Origin of the sequence: Clostridium sp. UBA4395 (assembly GCF_002390995.1) — a bacterium.
Classification (GTDB): domain Bacteria; phylum Bacillota; class Clostridia; order Clostridiales; family Clostridiaceae; genus Clostridium_J; species Clostridium_J sulfidigenes.
Genome location: NZ_DGRF01000072.1, coordinates 17,069 through 30,749, shown reverse-complemented (window position 1 = coordinate 30,749; position 13,681 = coordinate 17,069). Strand labels below are relative to the sequence as shown.

The following is a 13,681-nucleotide window of genomic DNA, read 5'->3' as shown; positions in this document are numbered from 1 at the left end:
TAGTTATTTATCAAGGCATTAAACATGAGGTTTAATGCTTTTTTATGTCTTCATTGTTTTTTACCCACTACAACCTAGAAATTATAATTTTTCAATTTTAGTCAATACTTACTTTAACAGTTCATAATGTATTGAATCAATAGGAGGGGTAACAATGGAAAACACAATAAAACTAATCAATGAAAAAAAATTTATTGACGCAAGAAAAACTCTTGAAAAAAAGAATGTAGTAGATATAGCTACTTTATTAGGTGAAATGGATAAAGAATCTGTAGTTAAAATTTTTAGAGTACTGCCTAAAGACCAAGCTGCACATGTATTTTCTTATCTAGACCACGAGGAAAGACTATTTATAATTGATTCTATTACCGATAGTGAAATTTCAAATATTATAAATGATTTATTCATTGATGATACTATAGACTTTCTAGAAGAACTACCTGCTAATGTGGTTAAAAAAGTTTTAAAAAATACAGACGAAAATACTCGTAAGATTATAAATCATTTCTTAAAATATCCTGAAAGTTCAGCTGGAAGTATAATGACTATAGAATTTGCCGATTTAAAAAAGCATATGTCTGTAAATGAAGCTATTGCTCATATAAAGAAAACAGGCATAGATAAGGAAACTATTCACACTTGCTATGTTTTAGGCGATAACAGAGAGCTAGAAGGTATTGTTTCTTTAAGAAAACTTATTTTAAGTGATGAAAATATTCTAATAGAAGATTTAATGAAAACTGAATTTATACATGTTAATACTTTAGATGATCAAGAGAATGTTGCTCAACTATTTAAAAAGTATGACTTATTATCTATTCCAGTTACTGATAATGAAAAAAAATTAGTTGGAATAATCACCATAGATGATATAGTAGATATTATAGACCAAGAAAACACAGAAGACTTCCAAAAAATGGCCGCTATGGAGCCAAATGAAGAAGAATACTTAAAGACCAGTGTTTGGACCCTTTCTAAGCATAGGATAGTTTGGCTTCTTGTATTAATGATTTCAGCAACTTTTACAGGAAACATTATAAGAAGATTCGAAGATGTCCTATCCTCAGTAGTTATTCTTGCTTCCTTCATTCCAATGTTAATGGATACAGGCGGCAATGCCGGATCTCAATCTTCAACGCTTATCATAAGAGGTCTTGCTTTAGGCGATATAAAATTATCTGATGGATTTAAAGTTATATTTAAAGAACTAAGTGTTAGCATTATTACAGGTTCTGTTCTTGCCGTAGTAAATTTTATAAGAATATATTATTTTGAAAAGGTTAGTTTTTTAATTACCTTCACCGTATGTATAAGCTTATTCTGTACTGTTGTTGTAGCCAAAATAGTAGGGGGAATACTACCAATCTTAGCAAAAAAATTAAAATTAGATCCTGCTATTATGGCAAGCCCATTAATCACAACTATAGTAGATGCGGTTGCTCTAACTCTATACTTTACATTATCCGTAAATCTACTACACCTAGCAGTTTAATTTATATTTTAATATAATAAAGGACTATTCTAAGGCAATTTATTATCTTTTAATTATCTTAGAATAGTCCTTTAACTAATTTTAAAAAAGAACTACAAGACTTTAGTCTGTAGTTCTATAGAAAATAGATTATTATCTTCTATTTCTTTCTGCTTTTCTTGCTCTTCTGCAATCTGGGCATCTTACTGGCTCATTTTCGAATCCTTTTTCAGCGTAGAAAGCTTGCTCTCCCTCTGTAAATATAAATTCTTTACCACAGTCTTTGCATAATATTGTTTTATCTGCCATTTTAATTCCTCCATTTTTAAAGATTTACATTCAATTAACCAATTCCCTAAAAACGGAGAAAGTTATAATAGATGTGAATCTTTTTATTTTATGGTTTAAGTTTATCACTTTGTTAGTTAAATTTCAAGTATTTTTTGAATACTTATATCCATTTTTATACCAATTATAGGATTATTTTATTTTTAAATAACTCATATACTATATATAAAATCAGTCCTTATATTTTAATAAATTATTATAATTTTATATAAAAATAAAGCTATAAGATTAATTCTTATAGCTTCTATTGAAATATTAAATATTACTATCTTCTATTTCTTTCTGATTTTCTTGCTCTTCTGCAATCAGCGCATCTTACTGGGTCATTTTCGAATCCTTTTTCAGCGTAGAAAGCTTGCTCTCCTTCTGTGAATATGAATTCATTTCCGCAATCTTTACATGTTAATGTTCTATCTGCCATTTTTCATTCCTCCATTTTTAAAGATTTACTTTTAACTAACTGATTCTCTAAAACTGGAGAAAAGTGTTATTAATCTTAAATCTTTATAATATATTTTTGTATTTACTACTCTTTTAGTATATCATGGTGATAATAATAATTCAATATATATTTTAATTTTATTTCCTAGATTTTTGCACTTTAACTTTTTTACCTTTAATAATTATCTCTCCATATTTTTTTAAGAAGTTCTCACCTTTATTATTCAGTATATCTACATAAGAAATATTATCTTGTATATCTATTATACCAATATCGTCTCCATTCAAATCTGGAAGATTACTAAGAGCTCCCACTATATCTATATTCCTTATTTTCTTTTTTTTACCAGCCCCGATGTATACTTTTAGGATATCTTTATGAATTACTTTCTTTTTATTTCTCTGTCCTTCTTTAAGTTCTTTCTGACTCTCCTTAAATATACTCTTACCTTCTCTAATCTCTAAATCACTTGGAAAATTCCCCTTTTTAATACTATACCCTAGGTATTCTTCTATAGAAATCAAATACTTCTTTTCATATTCAGAAACTAAAGTTATAGCTGTACCTTCCCGTCCTGCTCTTCCTGTTCTACCTATTCTATGAACATAACTTTCCCTTTCCATTGGAACTTCATAATTAAATACATGGGTTATATTATCTACATGAATCCCTCTAGCTGCAATATCCGTAGCAACCAGTACTTTAAATTCCTTATTCTTGAACCTTTCCATAGTTTCAATCCTTATTTTTTGCTCCATATCTCCATGTAGTTGTTCTACTGAAATTCCCTCTGACTTTAATTCTTCATACACTTTTTTAACTTTATCTTTGGTATTACAAAACACTATAGCTGCATCCGGTGTGCATGCATATAAGTTCTTCCATAAGGCTTTAAACTTATCTTTATGTTCTACATTTAAATATGATTCTTTTATTTTATCACGATTAAATACCTTGGATTCTATTTCTAAAAATCTAGGGTTTATCATATAATTAGTGCATAGCTCCTCGATACTTTCTGGTATTGTTGCAGAAAATAGAGCTGTTGTCCTTTTTTTCGGTAGTCTATCTAATATATCACTTATCTGATCTATAAAACCCATATTTAGCATTTTATCTGCTTCATCAATGATTACATATGTTAAATCCTTAAAGTTTAAGTTCCCTCTATTCATATGGTCACTTATCCTCCCAGGTGTTCCTATTACTATATGTACCCTCTGCTTAAGTTCTCTAACCTGCTCATTAAAAGGCTGCTTTCCAAAAACAGCAGCACATCTAACTTTTTTTATTCTCCCTATATTGGATATATCATCTTTAACCTGTAATGCAAGTTCTCTTGTGGGAACTAGAACTAATGCTGTTATTTTCCCTTCTTCTACCCTAACTTCATTACAAATAGGAACTCCAAAGCTCGCTGTTTTCCCACTTCCAGTTTGTGATTTCACTATAATATCTTCTCCATCCAAAAGACTTGGAATTGTTTTATCTTGAACTTCAGAAGGATTTTCAAACCCTAGATTGTTTAGAGCCTGTAATATGTTTTCATTTAAATTATATTTTTTAAATCCACTTTCCATAACTATCTCCTTGTATCTAATTAATATCTAATCATTTTTCCTATTTCACATCATATTAGACTTATATATATATTTCTACTTATTTTTAAAATTTTATACATTAATACTTTTATATAAATAGTTAATTCTATATAGCTCAAAAATAAAAGCTATAAGAATCACTTCTTATAGCTTTCATTGAAATATTAAATATTAATTATCTTCTATTTCTTTCTGCTTTTCTTGCTCTTCTGCAATCAGCACATCTAGTTGGCTCATTTTCGAATCCTTTTTCAGCGTAGAAAGCTTGCTCTCCCTCTGTGAATACGAATTCGTTTCCGCAATCTCTGCATGTTAATGTTCTATCTGCCATTTACAATTCCTCCATTTTAAAGATCCACCTATTATTAACAAATCCTCGAATTGGAGAAAATTATTATATATGTTAAATCTTTATTTCAATTTTATTTGTGTTTAACCACTTACTCAGTATAACATACACTTTACGTATAATGCAAGTAATTATATAAATATTTTATTTTTTCTTTATTTATACAGTAGTAATCCTTTTATTACTTATTTCAAATACTATTTGTTCATCCTTACCATCTACTAAAATATTGCATCCATCGTAAACTTCCCCAGCTATAATTTTTTTTGCAATCATGGTTTCTAAAACATTTCCAATATATCTTTTTAGTGGTCTTGCCCCATAAACTGGATCATAGCCTTCTGTTGCTAAAATCTCCTTAGCTAGGTCAGTAATTTCTAAACCTATATTTTTGTCATATAATCTTCTTTTAACATGGTCAATAAATATATCAATAATTTTCTTTATACCTTCAATATTTAGTGGTTTAAACATTATAATATCATCTACACGGTTTAAAAATTCTGGCTTGAACCTACTCTTCATTTCACTCATTACTAAAGCTTTAGTTTTTTCAGTAATCACACCACTATCCTCTAGTAGATGACTACTACCTATATTAGAAGTCATGATTATTATAGTGTTTTTAAAGTCTATAGTTTTGCCCTTATTATCAGTGAGTCTTCCATCATCTAATATTTGTAGAAATACGTTAAATACATCTTCATGAGCCTTTTCTATCTCATCAAATAAAACTACTGAATATGGATTTCTTCTTACAGCTTCAGTTAATTGTCCCCCTTCTTCATAACCTACATATCCTGGAGGCGCTCCTATAAGTCTTGATACTGAATATTTTTCCATGTACTCTGACATATCAATTCTTATAATATTTTCTTCACTATCAAATAAATTTCTCGCTAAAGTTTTAGCCAGTTCTGTTTTACCTACCCCTGTAGGACCTAAGAAAATGAATGAACCAATAGGTTTATTTTCATCTTTCATTCCTGCTCTAGCCCTAATTACGGCATTAGCAACAGCTGTCACTGCTTCATCTTGACCTATTACCCTATTGCTAAGTTCCTCCTCTAATCTTAATAGTTTTTCTCTTTCCCCTTCTACTAATCGTGTTACTGGAATTCCAGTCCACTTAGATACAATTTGAGAAATTTCTTCTTCTGTAACTTCTTCTTTAAGAAGAGCTGTTTCATAATTATTGTGCATGCTTTCTTCTTTTTCTTTTATTTCTTCTTCAAGACGTGGTATAACCCCATATTTTAGTTCTGCAGCACTATTTAAATCATATTCTCTCTCATACCTTTCAACCTTACCTCTAGCTTCATCCAATTGCTCTTTCAAAGTTCTAACTTCAAGAATCTTACTTTTTTCTTGTTCATATTTAGCAGTCATTTCATCATTTTTTTCTTTTAATTCTGCTAACTCCTTTTGAAGTTGTTCAAATCTCTTTTGAGATGCTTCATCACTTTCTTTAAGCAGAGCTTCTCTTTCAGTCTCTAATGTAAATAGCTTTCTTCTAACCATATCAAGTTCTGTAGGAAGAGAATCTATTTCACTTCTTATCATAGCCCCAGCTTCATCAATTAAATCTATGGCTTTGTCTGGTAAAAACCTATCTTGAATATACCTATTAGATAATTTTGCTGCTGTTACTATAGCTGAATCGTGAATTCTAACTCCATGGTGTATTTCAAATCTTTCCTTAAGTCCTCTTAATATTGAAATTGTATCTTGTACTGTAGGCTCTTCTGCAATAACTGGTTGAAATCTTCTCTCTAATGCTTTATCTTTTTCTATATATTGTCTATATTCATCAAAAGTAGTAGCTCCAATACAATGTAATTCTCCCCTTGCTAGCATAGGCTTTATAAGATTTCCTGCATCCATAGCTCCGTCAGCTTTTCCAGCACCTACAATGGTATGAATTTCATCTATAAATAATATTATCTTCCCATCAGAACTCTTAACTTCCTTTAGTACAGCTTTAAGTCTTTCTTCAAATTCACCTCTATATTTAGCTCCTGCAATTAAAGCTCCCATATCTAAAGAAAAAATTATCCTGTCTTTTAATCCTTCTGGTACATCTCCACGTACAATTCTTTCTGCCAAACCTTCAACTATGGCAGTCTTACCTACTCCAGGCTCACCAATAAGCACTGGATTGTTTTTAGTTCTTCTTGACAAAATTCTAATTACACGTCTTATCTCTTCATCTCTTCCTATTACAGGATCTAATTTATGTTCCTTAGCAAGGTCAATTAAATTAGTTCCATACTTAGCAAGAGCATCATAAGTTCCCTCTGGATCATTAGTATCTACCCTTTGATTTCCCCTAACCTGAGATAACACTTCCATAAATCTTTCTTTATCTATACCATATTCCTTAAGTATTTTCCCTGATATACCTTTTGCATCAATCTCCATAATAGCTATCATTATGTGTTCTACACTTATATAGGAATCATGAAATTTCTCTGATATATCTTGTGCCTTAACTAAAACTTCATTGATTCTTCTAGTGGCAGTAACTCCAGATGAACGAGCTCCTTCTCCTAATACTTTAGGCATTTTCTCTAACTCTAAATTTACTTTTCTTTTAATTCCTTCAACATCCACAGCCATTTTTTCAAGGACATTAGGTATTAATCCATCTCTTTGATTTAGAAGTGCAGAGAATAAATGAATAATATCTACTTGTTGATGATTATTTCTTACTGCTTCCTCATAGGCATCATTTAAACTTTGTTGAACTCTTATTGTTAATTTTTCTGTTTCCATAACATCACCTACTACTCCAATTCTATATCTTGTTAAGTAGCATTTCTCCTTTCATAAAACTTAAATATTATTTACTATCTTTCTAAATAGCTTTAAAAATTCTTCTCTTTCATCAGTTGTGTCTAAGGCATTTAAAACATATCCATACAATTTTCTTTCAAAAGCTAGATGTTCATTTTTCACTTCTTCGCCTTCATCTGTAAGTTGTAATCCATAGGATCTTCTGTCTCTCTTACTAATAGTTCTATTCACATAATTAAGTCTTTCTAGCCTATCTATAGCGCTGGTTAAAGTACTTTTAGGTATGTCTAACATATTACAAATTTCCTTTAAAATTATATCCTCCCTATCATAGACAATTCTTATAATACTAATTTCCATAGTATTAAGTCTTTCTATTCTAGGAAATTCCTCCATAGTCCTATATTGATTTGAAAAAGACAAAAACATTTTCCATAAATTCGCAAATTCTTCAATTAACTTGTCATTATCCTCCATTACATCTACTCCTTTAAAATCTTCTTATATCCTATAATCATCATAATTCAATTATTAAATCAATAGATTACAACCTATATTATTGTTTGCTAAACATAAAATTTAATTAGTACGAAATTCGTACTTTATCTTTAAATAAATAGTACTACTGTCGTACTATTTTGTCAATAATGAATTTTTTTATCAAAAATAAAAGTAATAATGAAAATCTACTACCATTATTACTTTTATTATATTTACAATAAATTTTGATTTAATTATTTCTTATTTCTTTCCGCTAACTACTGACGAGTTTTCTTCATAGATTTTCTCTTATTAGTAGAAGTGTTTTTACCCTTTTTTCTTTCTAAAGAAGTTCTTCCATTACTTCCTCTATGTAAAACTGTTTTACTATTACTATGTTCTTTTCCAACCTTTTTATGTCTACTGTAATTTCCACCATGGTTAAGATTTTTTCCTTGTGTTTTAGGCCTTATTAAACACTTCGGTCCATTTCCTATTAAATCTTCTCTTTCAGCTTCCACTAAAGCTTCATATACTATATCATACTTTTTAGGGTTTCTATATTGAAGAAGAGCTCTTTGCATTGCTTTTTCCCTCTTGCTCTTAGGTACATATATCTCTTTCATAGTTAATGGATCTACCCCTGTATAGAACATAGCTGTAGATAAGGTTCCAGGTGTTGGATAAAAGTCCTGAACTTGCTCTGGCTGATAATTAATATCTCTTAGATATTCTGCTAACTCTATAGCTGATCCTAATGTGCTACCTGGATGACTAGACATTAAGTAAGGTATAATATACTGTTTCTTTCCAACTTGCTCAGTAAGATTATAAAACTTATCTACAAATCTATCATAGGTCTTCCCAGATGGTTTTCCCATATACTTTAAAACATCAGCACAAACATGCTCTGGAGCTACCTTTAATTGTCCACTCACATGATGTTCTACAAGCTCTTTAAAGAAGGTATCATTTTTATCTGCCATTATATAATCATAACGTAACCCTGAGCGTACAAATGCCTTTTTCACCTTAGGAGTAGCTCTTACCTTTCTTAGTAGTTCTAAATACTCAGTATGATCTGCATCTATATTTTTACACGGTTTTGGATATAAACATTGTTTATGCTTACATGCACCATGCTTAAGCTGAGTTTTGCATGCTGGACGTCTAAAGTTTGCAGTAGGACCTCCCACATCATGAATATATCCTTTAAAATCAGGCAAATTTGTTATTTCTACCACTTCTTGCAAAATAGAATCTTCGCTTCTACTCTGAACTATTCTTCCTTGATGGAAAGTTATAGCACAAAAAGAACAATTTCCAAAGCAACCTCTAGAACTAACTATACTAAATTTAACCTCTTCTATAGCAGCTATTCCACCTTCTTCTTCATAACAAGGATGATAATTTTTGGTATAAGGCAATCCATAAACATGGTCTAACTCTTCCCTAGTTAGAGGCATCTCTGGTCTATTTTGTACCACATATCTATTGGCATGCTTTTGTACTAGAGTCTTTCCTCTTACTGGATCTTGTTCTTCATATTGAACTTTAAATGCTCTGGCATACTCCATCTTATCTATAGATACAGCTTTATAGGACGGTATCTCAATATACCCGCTTACATATTCTAAGTCATCTATCATATAGCATGTTCCAGGCACATGTCTTATATACTGAACTTCTAATCCATCATTTAAACAATTTGCCACTTCTACTATTTGCTTTTCACTCATTCCATATATAAGTAAATCAGCACCACTATCTACTAACATTGATTTTCTTACCTTATCACTCCAGTAATCATAATGGGCAAATCTCCTAAGACTAGCCTCTACTCCACCAATTATAACCGGAATATTCTTATATGCTTCTCTAATTTTATTACAGTATACAATAGTAGCTCGATCTGGCCTTAAACCCATTTTTCCACCCGGGGAATAAAGATCCTTTTCTCTAACTCTTTTAGCTACAGTGTAATGATTTACCATGGAATCCATGTTACCACCATTAACTAAAAATCCTAATCTAGGTCTTCCTAATTTCATAAAATCTTCAGTGCTATGCCAATCAGGTTGAGGAATTATTCCTACTTTAAATCCTGCATCTTCAAGAACTCTAGAAATTATAGCAGTACCAAAGCTATGATGGTCTATGTATGCATCTCCTGTTACTATTATAAAATCTAACTGTTCCCATTGTCTTTCTAACATATCATCTTTACAAATTGGTAAAAATCTATTTTCTAACATTTAATCACCTACTCAAATATAGTTCAAATTTATAATTCAACTCAAGGTCTAATTATACTATAAAAAGAATCAAGAGACTATTTCTTTTACAAAATAATCTCTTGACTCTAAATTAAATATATTGGTATTTTATAATAGTTGGCTAAATTAATTTATATTGTTACTTAAAACCCTTAACACCTTAAGCTATTTTAGTAACTTTTTCTTCCTTTAACATCTGTGCAACGTAGTTAGCTAAATCAACAACTCTTGCTGAATATCCCCACTCATTATCATACCAAGATGCTACTTTAATCATGTTTCCATTTACCATAGTTGATAATCCATCTACTATAGAAGATCTACTATCTCCTTTAAAGTCTACAGATACTAATGGTAATTCACATAAACCTAATATTCCCTTAAGTTCATTTTCAGATGCTTCTTTAATTACTCTATTTATTTCTTCTACTGTAGTTTCTTTTTCAACTTCGCATACTAAATCTGTGATAGATACAGCAGCTGTTGGAACTCTTAATGCAAATCCATCTAATCTACCCTTTAATTGAGGTAATACCTTTGCAACCGCTTTAGCAGCTCCAGTTGTAGTTGGCACTATAGATTCCCCTGCCGCTCTTGCTCTTCTTAAATCTTTATGACTCTTATCAAGGATTTGTTGGTCATTTGTATAAGAGTGAACTGTAGTTATAAATCCTTTTTTAATTCCAAATTTATCATCTATTACTTTAGCTACAGGTGCTAGACAATTAGTAGTACATGATGCATTTGATATGATTGTATGTTGTGATAAATCTAAATCAGAATCATTTACACCCATTACTACCGTTATATCTTCATCTTTACCTGGCGCTGTTAATATAACTTTCTTAGCTCCTGCTTTTACATGATCCATAAGTTCTTCTTTTGTTTTAAATTTTCCAGTAGACTCTATAACTAAATCAACCTCTAAGTCCTTCCAAGGAATTTCTTTTGGTGATCCACATCTTGTTATCTTTATTTCTTTATTATTAATTATTATTGAATCCTCTGTTGTCTTAACGTCTCCTTTGAAGGTACCAAAGCATGAATCATAAACAAATAAATGTGCAAGTGTTTTTATATCTGCTCTAGCATTTATAGCTACAATATTAAAATCCGTCTCAGGACTTTCACATGCTATCCTTAAAAAAGTTCTCCCGATTCTTCCGAATCCATTTATTCCAACGTTTATCATAATTGAACCCCCGCAATTCATTGTTATACTCTTTATATCAATATAGTATATCACATTAGGATATGTGTCAAATATAGTATATCATATTTTTTCTTAATTTCCCGTTGAAACATAGTATTTACTTTAATTTTCTTTTATTTACTACCATTTTCATATTTATATTTATGTAAAAAATATTTAATTTACTAGGTTGATTATTAAATTTCATTAAAAACTAATCATTTAAATCTGATATATGTGCTACACTTTTTCATTTGAAATATAAATAAAAATCCCACCAAGTTTGGTGAGATTTTTATTTGTTACTTTTAAAGATGAGTTTGAAGTTTAGCTTTAATGTCTTCTGGAGACATATACCCTACCATTCTATCTACAGGAATTCCATCTTTAAGTACTACCATAGTAGGTACACTCATAACAGAGAATTTTTTAGCAAGAGATCTACTTTCATCAATATCTGACTTTAAAAATTTAATTTTACCATCAAAATCTCCTTGAATATCTTCTAATACTGGGGTTAATCTTTGGCATGGTCCACACCAAGTAGCAAAGAAATCCACTAAAACTAAACCTTTGCCTGCTTCATTTTCAAAATTATTTTCATCTATAACTTTCATAATAATCATCCTCCTATTCTTTTAAAGGTTAATACCTTTATTTTACTATAAATACATAAATTAAAAAAGTCTTCTTTTCATCATTATCCCATTTTATTTCGTATATCTAAGTATAATCCTTAAAAATCCTTTTAATATCATCATCAATCTACGAATTTCAAAGATTATACCATATCAATATTTTTTATATGCTATTTTTCTAGCCATTAACCCTATAAGAGGAATTTCATATTCTTTATATTCATAACACTTTACCATTGAAATAATTTCAAATATAGTTATAACTATAGCAACTATACCTGTTATTATTGCTGATAGTAATATAGTACCTAGGGCCCCATATGCTAGAGGTCTAAAAAACATTAATCCTATACTCCCACCTATAATCATAAATATAATAGAACTAAATATAATACCTACAATATTTATTAAAAAAGCTTGCATAGCATGAAACTTCACAAAACTGCTATCCTTTTCTAAAATATAAATTACAATAGGAGCAAGCCATGCTATAATCTTTATTCCTGGAATAAAAATTACTACTATTGCTGCACCGTAAGCAATCAGCGCCATAACATTAGCATCTATATTTCCTATTGAAGACTTATGTGGTTCATAAATATTCATATAATACCATCTCCTTTTATATCCATATAATTATATTATTCCTTAACATAGTTATAATTACAATATATTTAATTCCTTATTTTTAAAATTTATAAAGAAAGGAATGGAAAAAGCTCATAAATAGTTAATTTCGATTTATGAACTTTCTACACTCCTAATAAATATGAAATTATATATGTTTATACTTACTTAAGCTCACCATGTTTTTCATAATGTGCAATTTCTTTTATTTTATTGCTATGATCTACAAAAACCACTGTTGGTTTATGTTCTTTGGCTTCTTCTCCATTCATTTCACAATAACTCATAATTATAACCTTATCTCCTACTTGAACACATCTAGCTGCTGCTCCATTAAGGCATATAAGACCACTACCTCTTTTTCCTGCTATAGTATAAGTTTCAAATCTACTTCCATTGTTAATATCTACAATTTGAACCTTTTCATATTCTAGAATTCCTGCTGCATCAAGTAAATCTTCATCTACTGTAATACTCCCTACATAATCAAGCTCAGCTTGAACTACAGTAGCTCTGTGTATTTTTCCCTTTAACATCGTTATTGTCATTGTTTTTCCTCCTAATTATATGTGATAAGTAAAGTTATCAATTAATCTTGCTTTTTTAAAGTACACTGCCAATGCTACTAGGACATCCTCCTTAATCTCTTTTACCATCTCTAAACTTTCACTGCTTACCACTTCTATATAATCTATTTTGGCTAAATCTTCTTTCTCTATATCTTCCCTAATTAGCTTTTTAATATTATCTGGATTTCTTTCTCCATCCTCTAATAGTTTTTTAGCCATAGAAAGAGATTTATTAAGCACTAATGCAGCCTTTCTTTCTTCTGGAGATAAATATATATTTCTTGAACTCTTCGCAAGTCCATCAGTTTCTCTAATAATTGGACATCCTACTACTTCAATATCAAAATTCATATCTCTTACCATTCTTTTTATAACCGCTAATTGCTGAGCATCCTTTTCTCCAAAATATGCTCTATGGGCAGGTATAATATTAAATAACTTAGAAACTACAGTGCAAACTCCTCTAAAGTGCGTTGGTCTACTACTTCCACAAAGTCCAGTGGTCAAACCACTTACCTCTACAAAAGTTGAAGCATCTTTATAATACATATCTTCACTTTCTGGATGAAATATTAAACTTGCTCCAGCATTTTCACAAAGTTTTGAATCCCTTTCTAAATCTCTAGGATATTTATCTAAATCTTCATTAGGTCCAAATTGAGTTGGGTTTACAAAAACACTAACTACTACTCTATCATTTTCTGATACAGCCTTTTTAATCAAACTTTCATGACCTTCATGTAAATAACCCATAGTTGGAACTAATCCTACTTTTAAACCTTGAGCCTTCCACCCTTTAACTACTTCTCTTACTTTTATTATATCATTTAATATTTCCATAATCTTACCTTCTTTTTAGTTTAATTTTATTAATTTACTCAGCACTAAATTT

At 30.1% G+C, this 13,681-nt stretch carries 13 protein-coding genes; 1 reads left to right on the top strand and 12 read right to left on the bottom strand.

What is annotated here, in order from left to right; genetic code table 11:
- The first annotated feature begins 154 nt into the window (after positions 1–154).
- A complete protein-coding gene (gene mgtE, locus B2694_RS12700; protein ID WP_346886050.1) occupies positions 155–1,492 on the top strand; it encodes a magnesium transporter in 1,338 nt (445 codons plus the stop codon).
- Positions 1,493–1,624: 132 nt separating this feature from the next.
- Here mgtE and B2694_RS12695 read toward each other — a convergent pair whose 3' ends face one another.
- The 12 genes from B2694_RS12695 to panC form a co-directional block, all read right to left on the bottom strand.
- Positions 1,625–1,780: a zinc-ribbon domain-containing protein gene (locus B2694_RS12695; RefSeq protein WP_035132598.1), complete on the bottom strand. Its 156-nt coding sequence runs from the start codon at positions 1,778–1,780 to the stop codon at positions 1,625–1,627.
- 304 nt (positions 1,781–2,084) lie between these two features.
- Positions 2,085–2,240, bottom strand: coding sequence for a zinc-ribbon domain-containing protein (locus B2694_RS12690; protein WP_035132599.1), 156 nt, complete (start codon positions 2,238–2,240; stop codon positions 2,085–2,087).
- 158 nt (positions 2,241–2,398) lie between these two features.
- Positions 2,399–3,841, bottom strand: coding sequence for a DEAD/DEAH box helicase (locus B2694_RS12685; protein WP_346886049.1), 1,443 nt, complete (start codon positions 3,839–3,841; stop codon positions 2,399–2,401).
- A 196-nt stretch (positions 3,842–4,037) separates the two neighbouring features.
- Complete coding sequence (locus tag B2694_RS12680) at positions 4,038–4,193, bottom strand: zinc-ribbon domain-containing protein (protein WP_035132601.1); 156 nt, start codon at positions 4,191–4,193, stop codon at positions 4,038–4,040.
- Positions 4,194–4,370: 177 nt separating this feature from the next.
- Positions 4,371–6,986 (bottom strand): ATP-dependent chaperone ClpB, encoded by a 2,616-nt coding sequence (gene clpB / locus B2694_RS12675; protein WP_346886048.1) that lies wholly within the window; start codon positions 6,984–6,986, stop codon positions 4,371–4,373.
- A 60-nt stretch (positions 6,987–7,046) separates the two neighbouring features.
- Complete coding sequence (locus B2694_RS12670) at positions 7,047–7,484, bottom strand: MarR family winged helix-turn-helix transcriptional regulator (RefSeq protein WP_346886047.1); 438 nt, start codon at positions 7,482–7,484, stop codon at positions 7,047–7,049.
- A 281-nt stretch (positions 7,485–7,765) separates the two neighbouring features.
- Entirely contained in the window at positions 7,766–9,742 is a 1,977-nt protein-coding gene (locus tag B2694_RS12665) for a YgiQ family radical SAM protein (protein ID WP_346886046.1), read from the bottom strand.
- Positions 9,743–9,923: 181 nt separating this feature from the next.
- The gene (gap, locus tag B2694_RS12660) at positions 9,924–10,958 is read right to left on the bottom strand and encodes a type I glyceraldehyde-3-phosphate dehydrogenase (protein ID WP_150843439.1); all 1,035 of its coding nucleotides are present in this window, start codon (positions 10,956–10,958) and stop codon (positions 9,924–9,926) included.
- A gap of 305 nt (positions 10,959–11,263) precedes the next feature.
- Positions 11,264–11,572 (bottom strand): thioredoxin, encoded by a 309-nt coding sequence (trxA, locus tag B2694_RS12655; RefSeq protein WP_156964322.1) that lies wholly within the window; start codon positions 11,570–11,572, stop codon positions 11,264–11,266.
- A gap of 174 nt (positions 11,573–11,746) precedes the next feature.
- Positions 11,747–12,199: a DUF4870 domain-containing protein gene (locus B2694_RS12650; RefSeq protein ID WP_035132610.1), complete on the bottom strand. Its 453-nt coding sequence runs from the start codon at positions 12,197–12,199 to the stop codon at positions 11,747–11,749.
- A 185-nt stretch (positions 12,200–12,384) separates the two neighbouring features.
- Positions 12,385–12,768, bottom strand: coding sequence for an aspartate 1-decarboxylase (gene panD / locus B2694_RS12645; protein WP_346848912.1), 384 nt, complete (start codon positions 12,766–12,768; stop codon positions 12,385–12,387).
- Between the two features lie 15 nt (positions 12,769–12,783).
- The gene (gene panC / locus B2694_RS12640) at positions 12,784–13,629 is read right to left on the bottom strand and encodes a pantoate--beta-alanine ligase (protein WP_346886045.1); all 846 of its coding nucleotides are present in this window, start codon (positions 13,627–13,629) and stop codon (positions 12,784–12,786) included.
- Between the last annotated feature and the right edge of the window lie 52 nt (positions 13,630–13,681).

What these genes read in the sequence shown, in the direction of transcription:
- mgtE (WP_346886050.1), top strand. Translation starts at nt 155, where the DNA reads ATGGAAAACACAATAAAACTAATCAATGAAAAAAAATTTATTGACGCA.
- B2694_RS12680 (WP_035132601.1), bottom strand. Translation starts at nt 4,193, where the DNA reads ATGGCAGATAGAACATTAACATGCAGAGATTGCGGAAACGAATTCGTA.
- clpB (WP_346886048.1), bottom strand. Translation starts at nt 6,986, where the DNA reads ATGGAAACAGAAAAATTAACAATAAGAGTTCAACAAAGTTTAAATGAT.
- B2694_RS12670 (WP_346886047.1), bottom strand. Translation starts at nt 7,484, where the DNA reads ATGGAGGATAATGACAAGTTAATTGAAGAATTTGCGAATTTATGGAAA.
- B2694_RS12685 (WP_346886049.1), bottom strand. Translation starts at nt 3,841, where the DNA reads ATGGAAAGTGGATTTAAAAAATATAATTTAAATGAAAACATATTACAG.
- B2694_RS12695 (WP_035132598.1), bottom strand. Translation starts at nt 1,780, where the DNA reads ATGGCAGATAAAACAATATTATGCAAAGACTGTGGTAAAGAATTTATA.
- trxA (WP_156964322.1), bottom strand. Translation starts at nt 11,572, where the DNA reads ATGAAAGTTATAGATGAAAATAATTTTGAAAATGAAGCAGGCAAAGGT.
- B2694_RS12665 (WP_346886046.1), bottom strand. Translation starts at nt 9,742, where the DNA reads ATGTTAGAAAATAGATTTTTACCAATTTGTAAAGATGATATGTTAGAA.
- panD (WP_346848912.1), bottom strand. Translation starts at nt 12,768, where the DNA reads ATGACAATAACGATGTTAAAGGGAAAAATACACAGAGCTACTGTAGTT.
- B2694_RS12650 (WP_035132610.1), bottom strand. Translation starts at nt 12,199, where the DNA reads ATGAATATTTATGAACCACATAAGTCTTCAATAGGAAATATAGATGCT.
- panC (WP_346886045.1), bottom strand. Translation starts at nt 13,629, where the DNA reads ATGGAAATATTAAATGATATAATAAAAGTAAGAGAAGTAGTTAAAGGG.
- B2694_RS12690 (WP_035132599.1), bottom strand. Translation starts at nt 2,240, where the DNA reads ATGGCAGATAGAACATTAACATGTAAAGATTGCGGAAATGAATTCATA.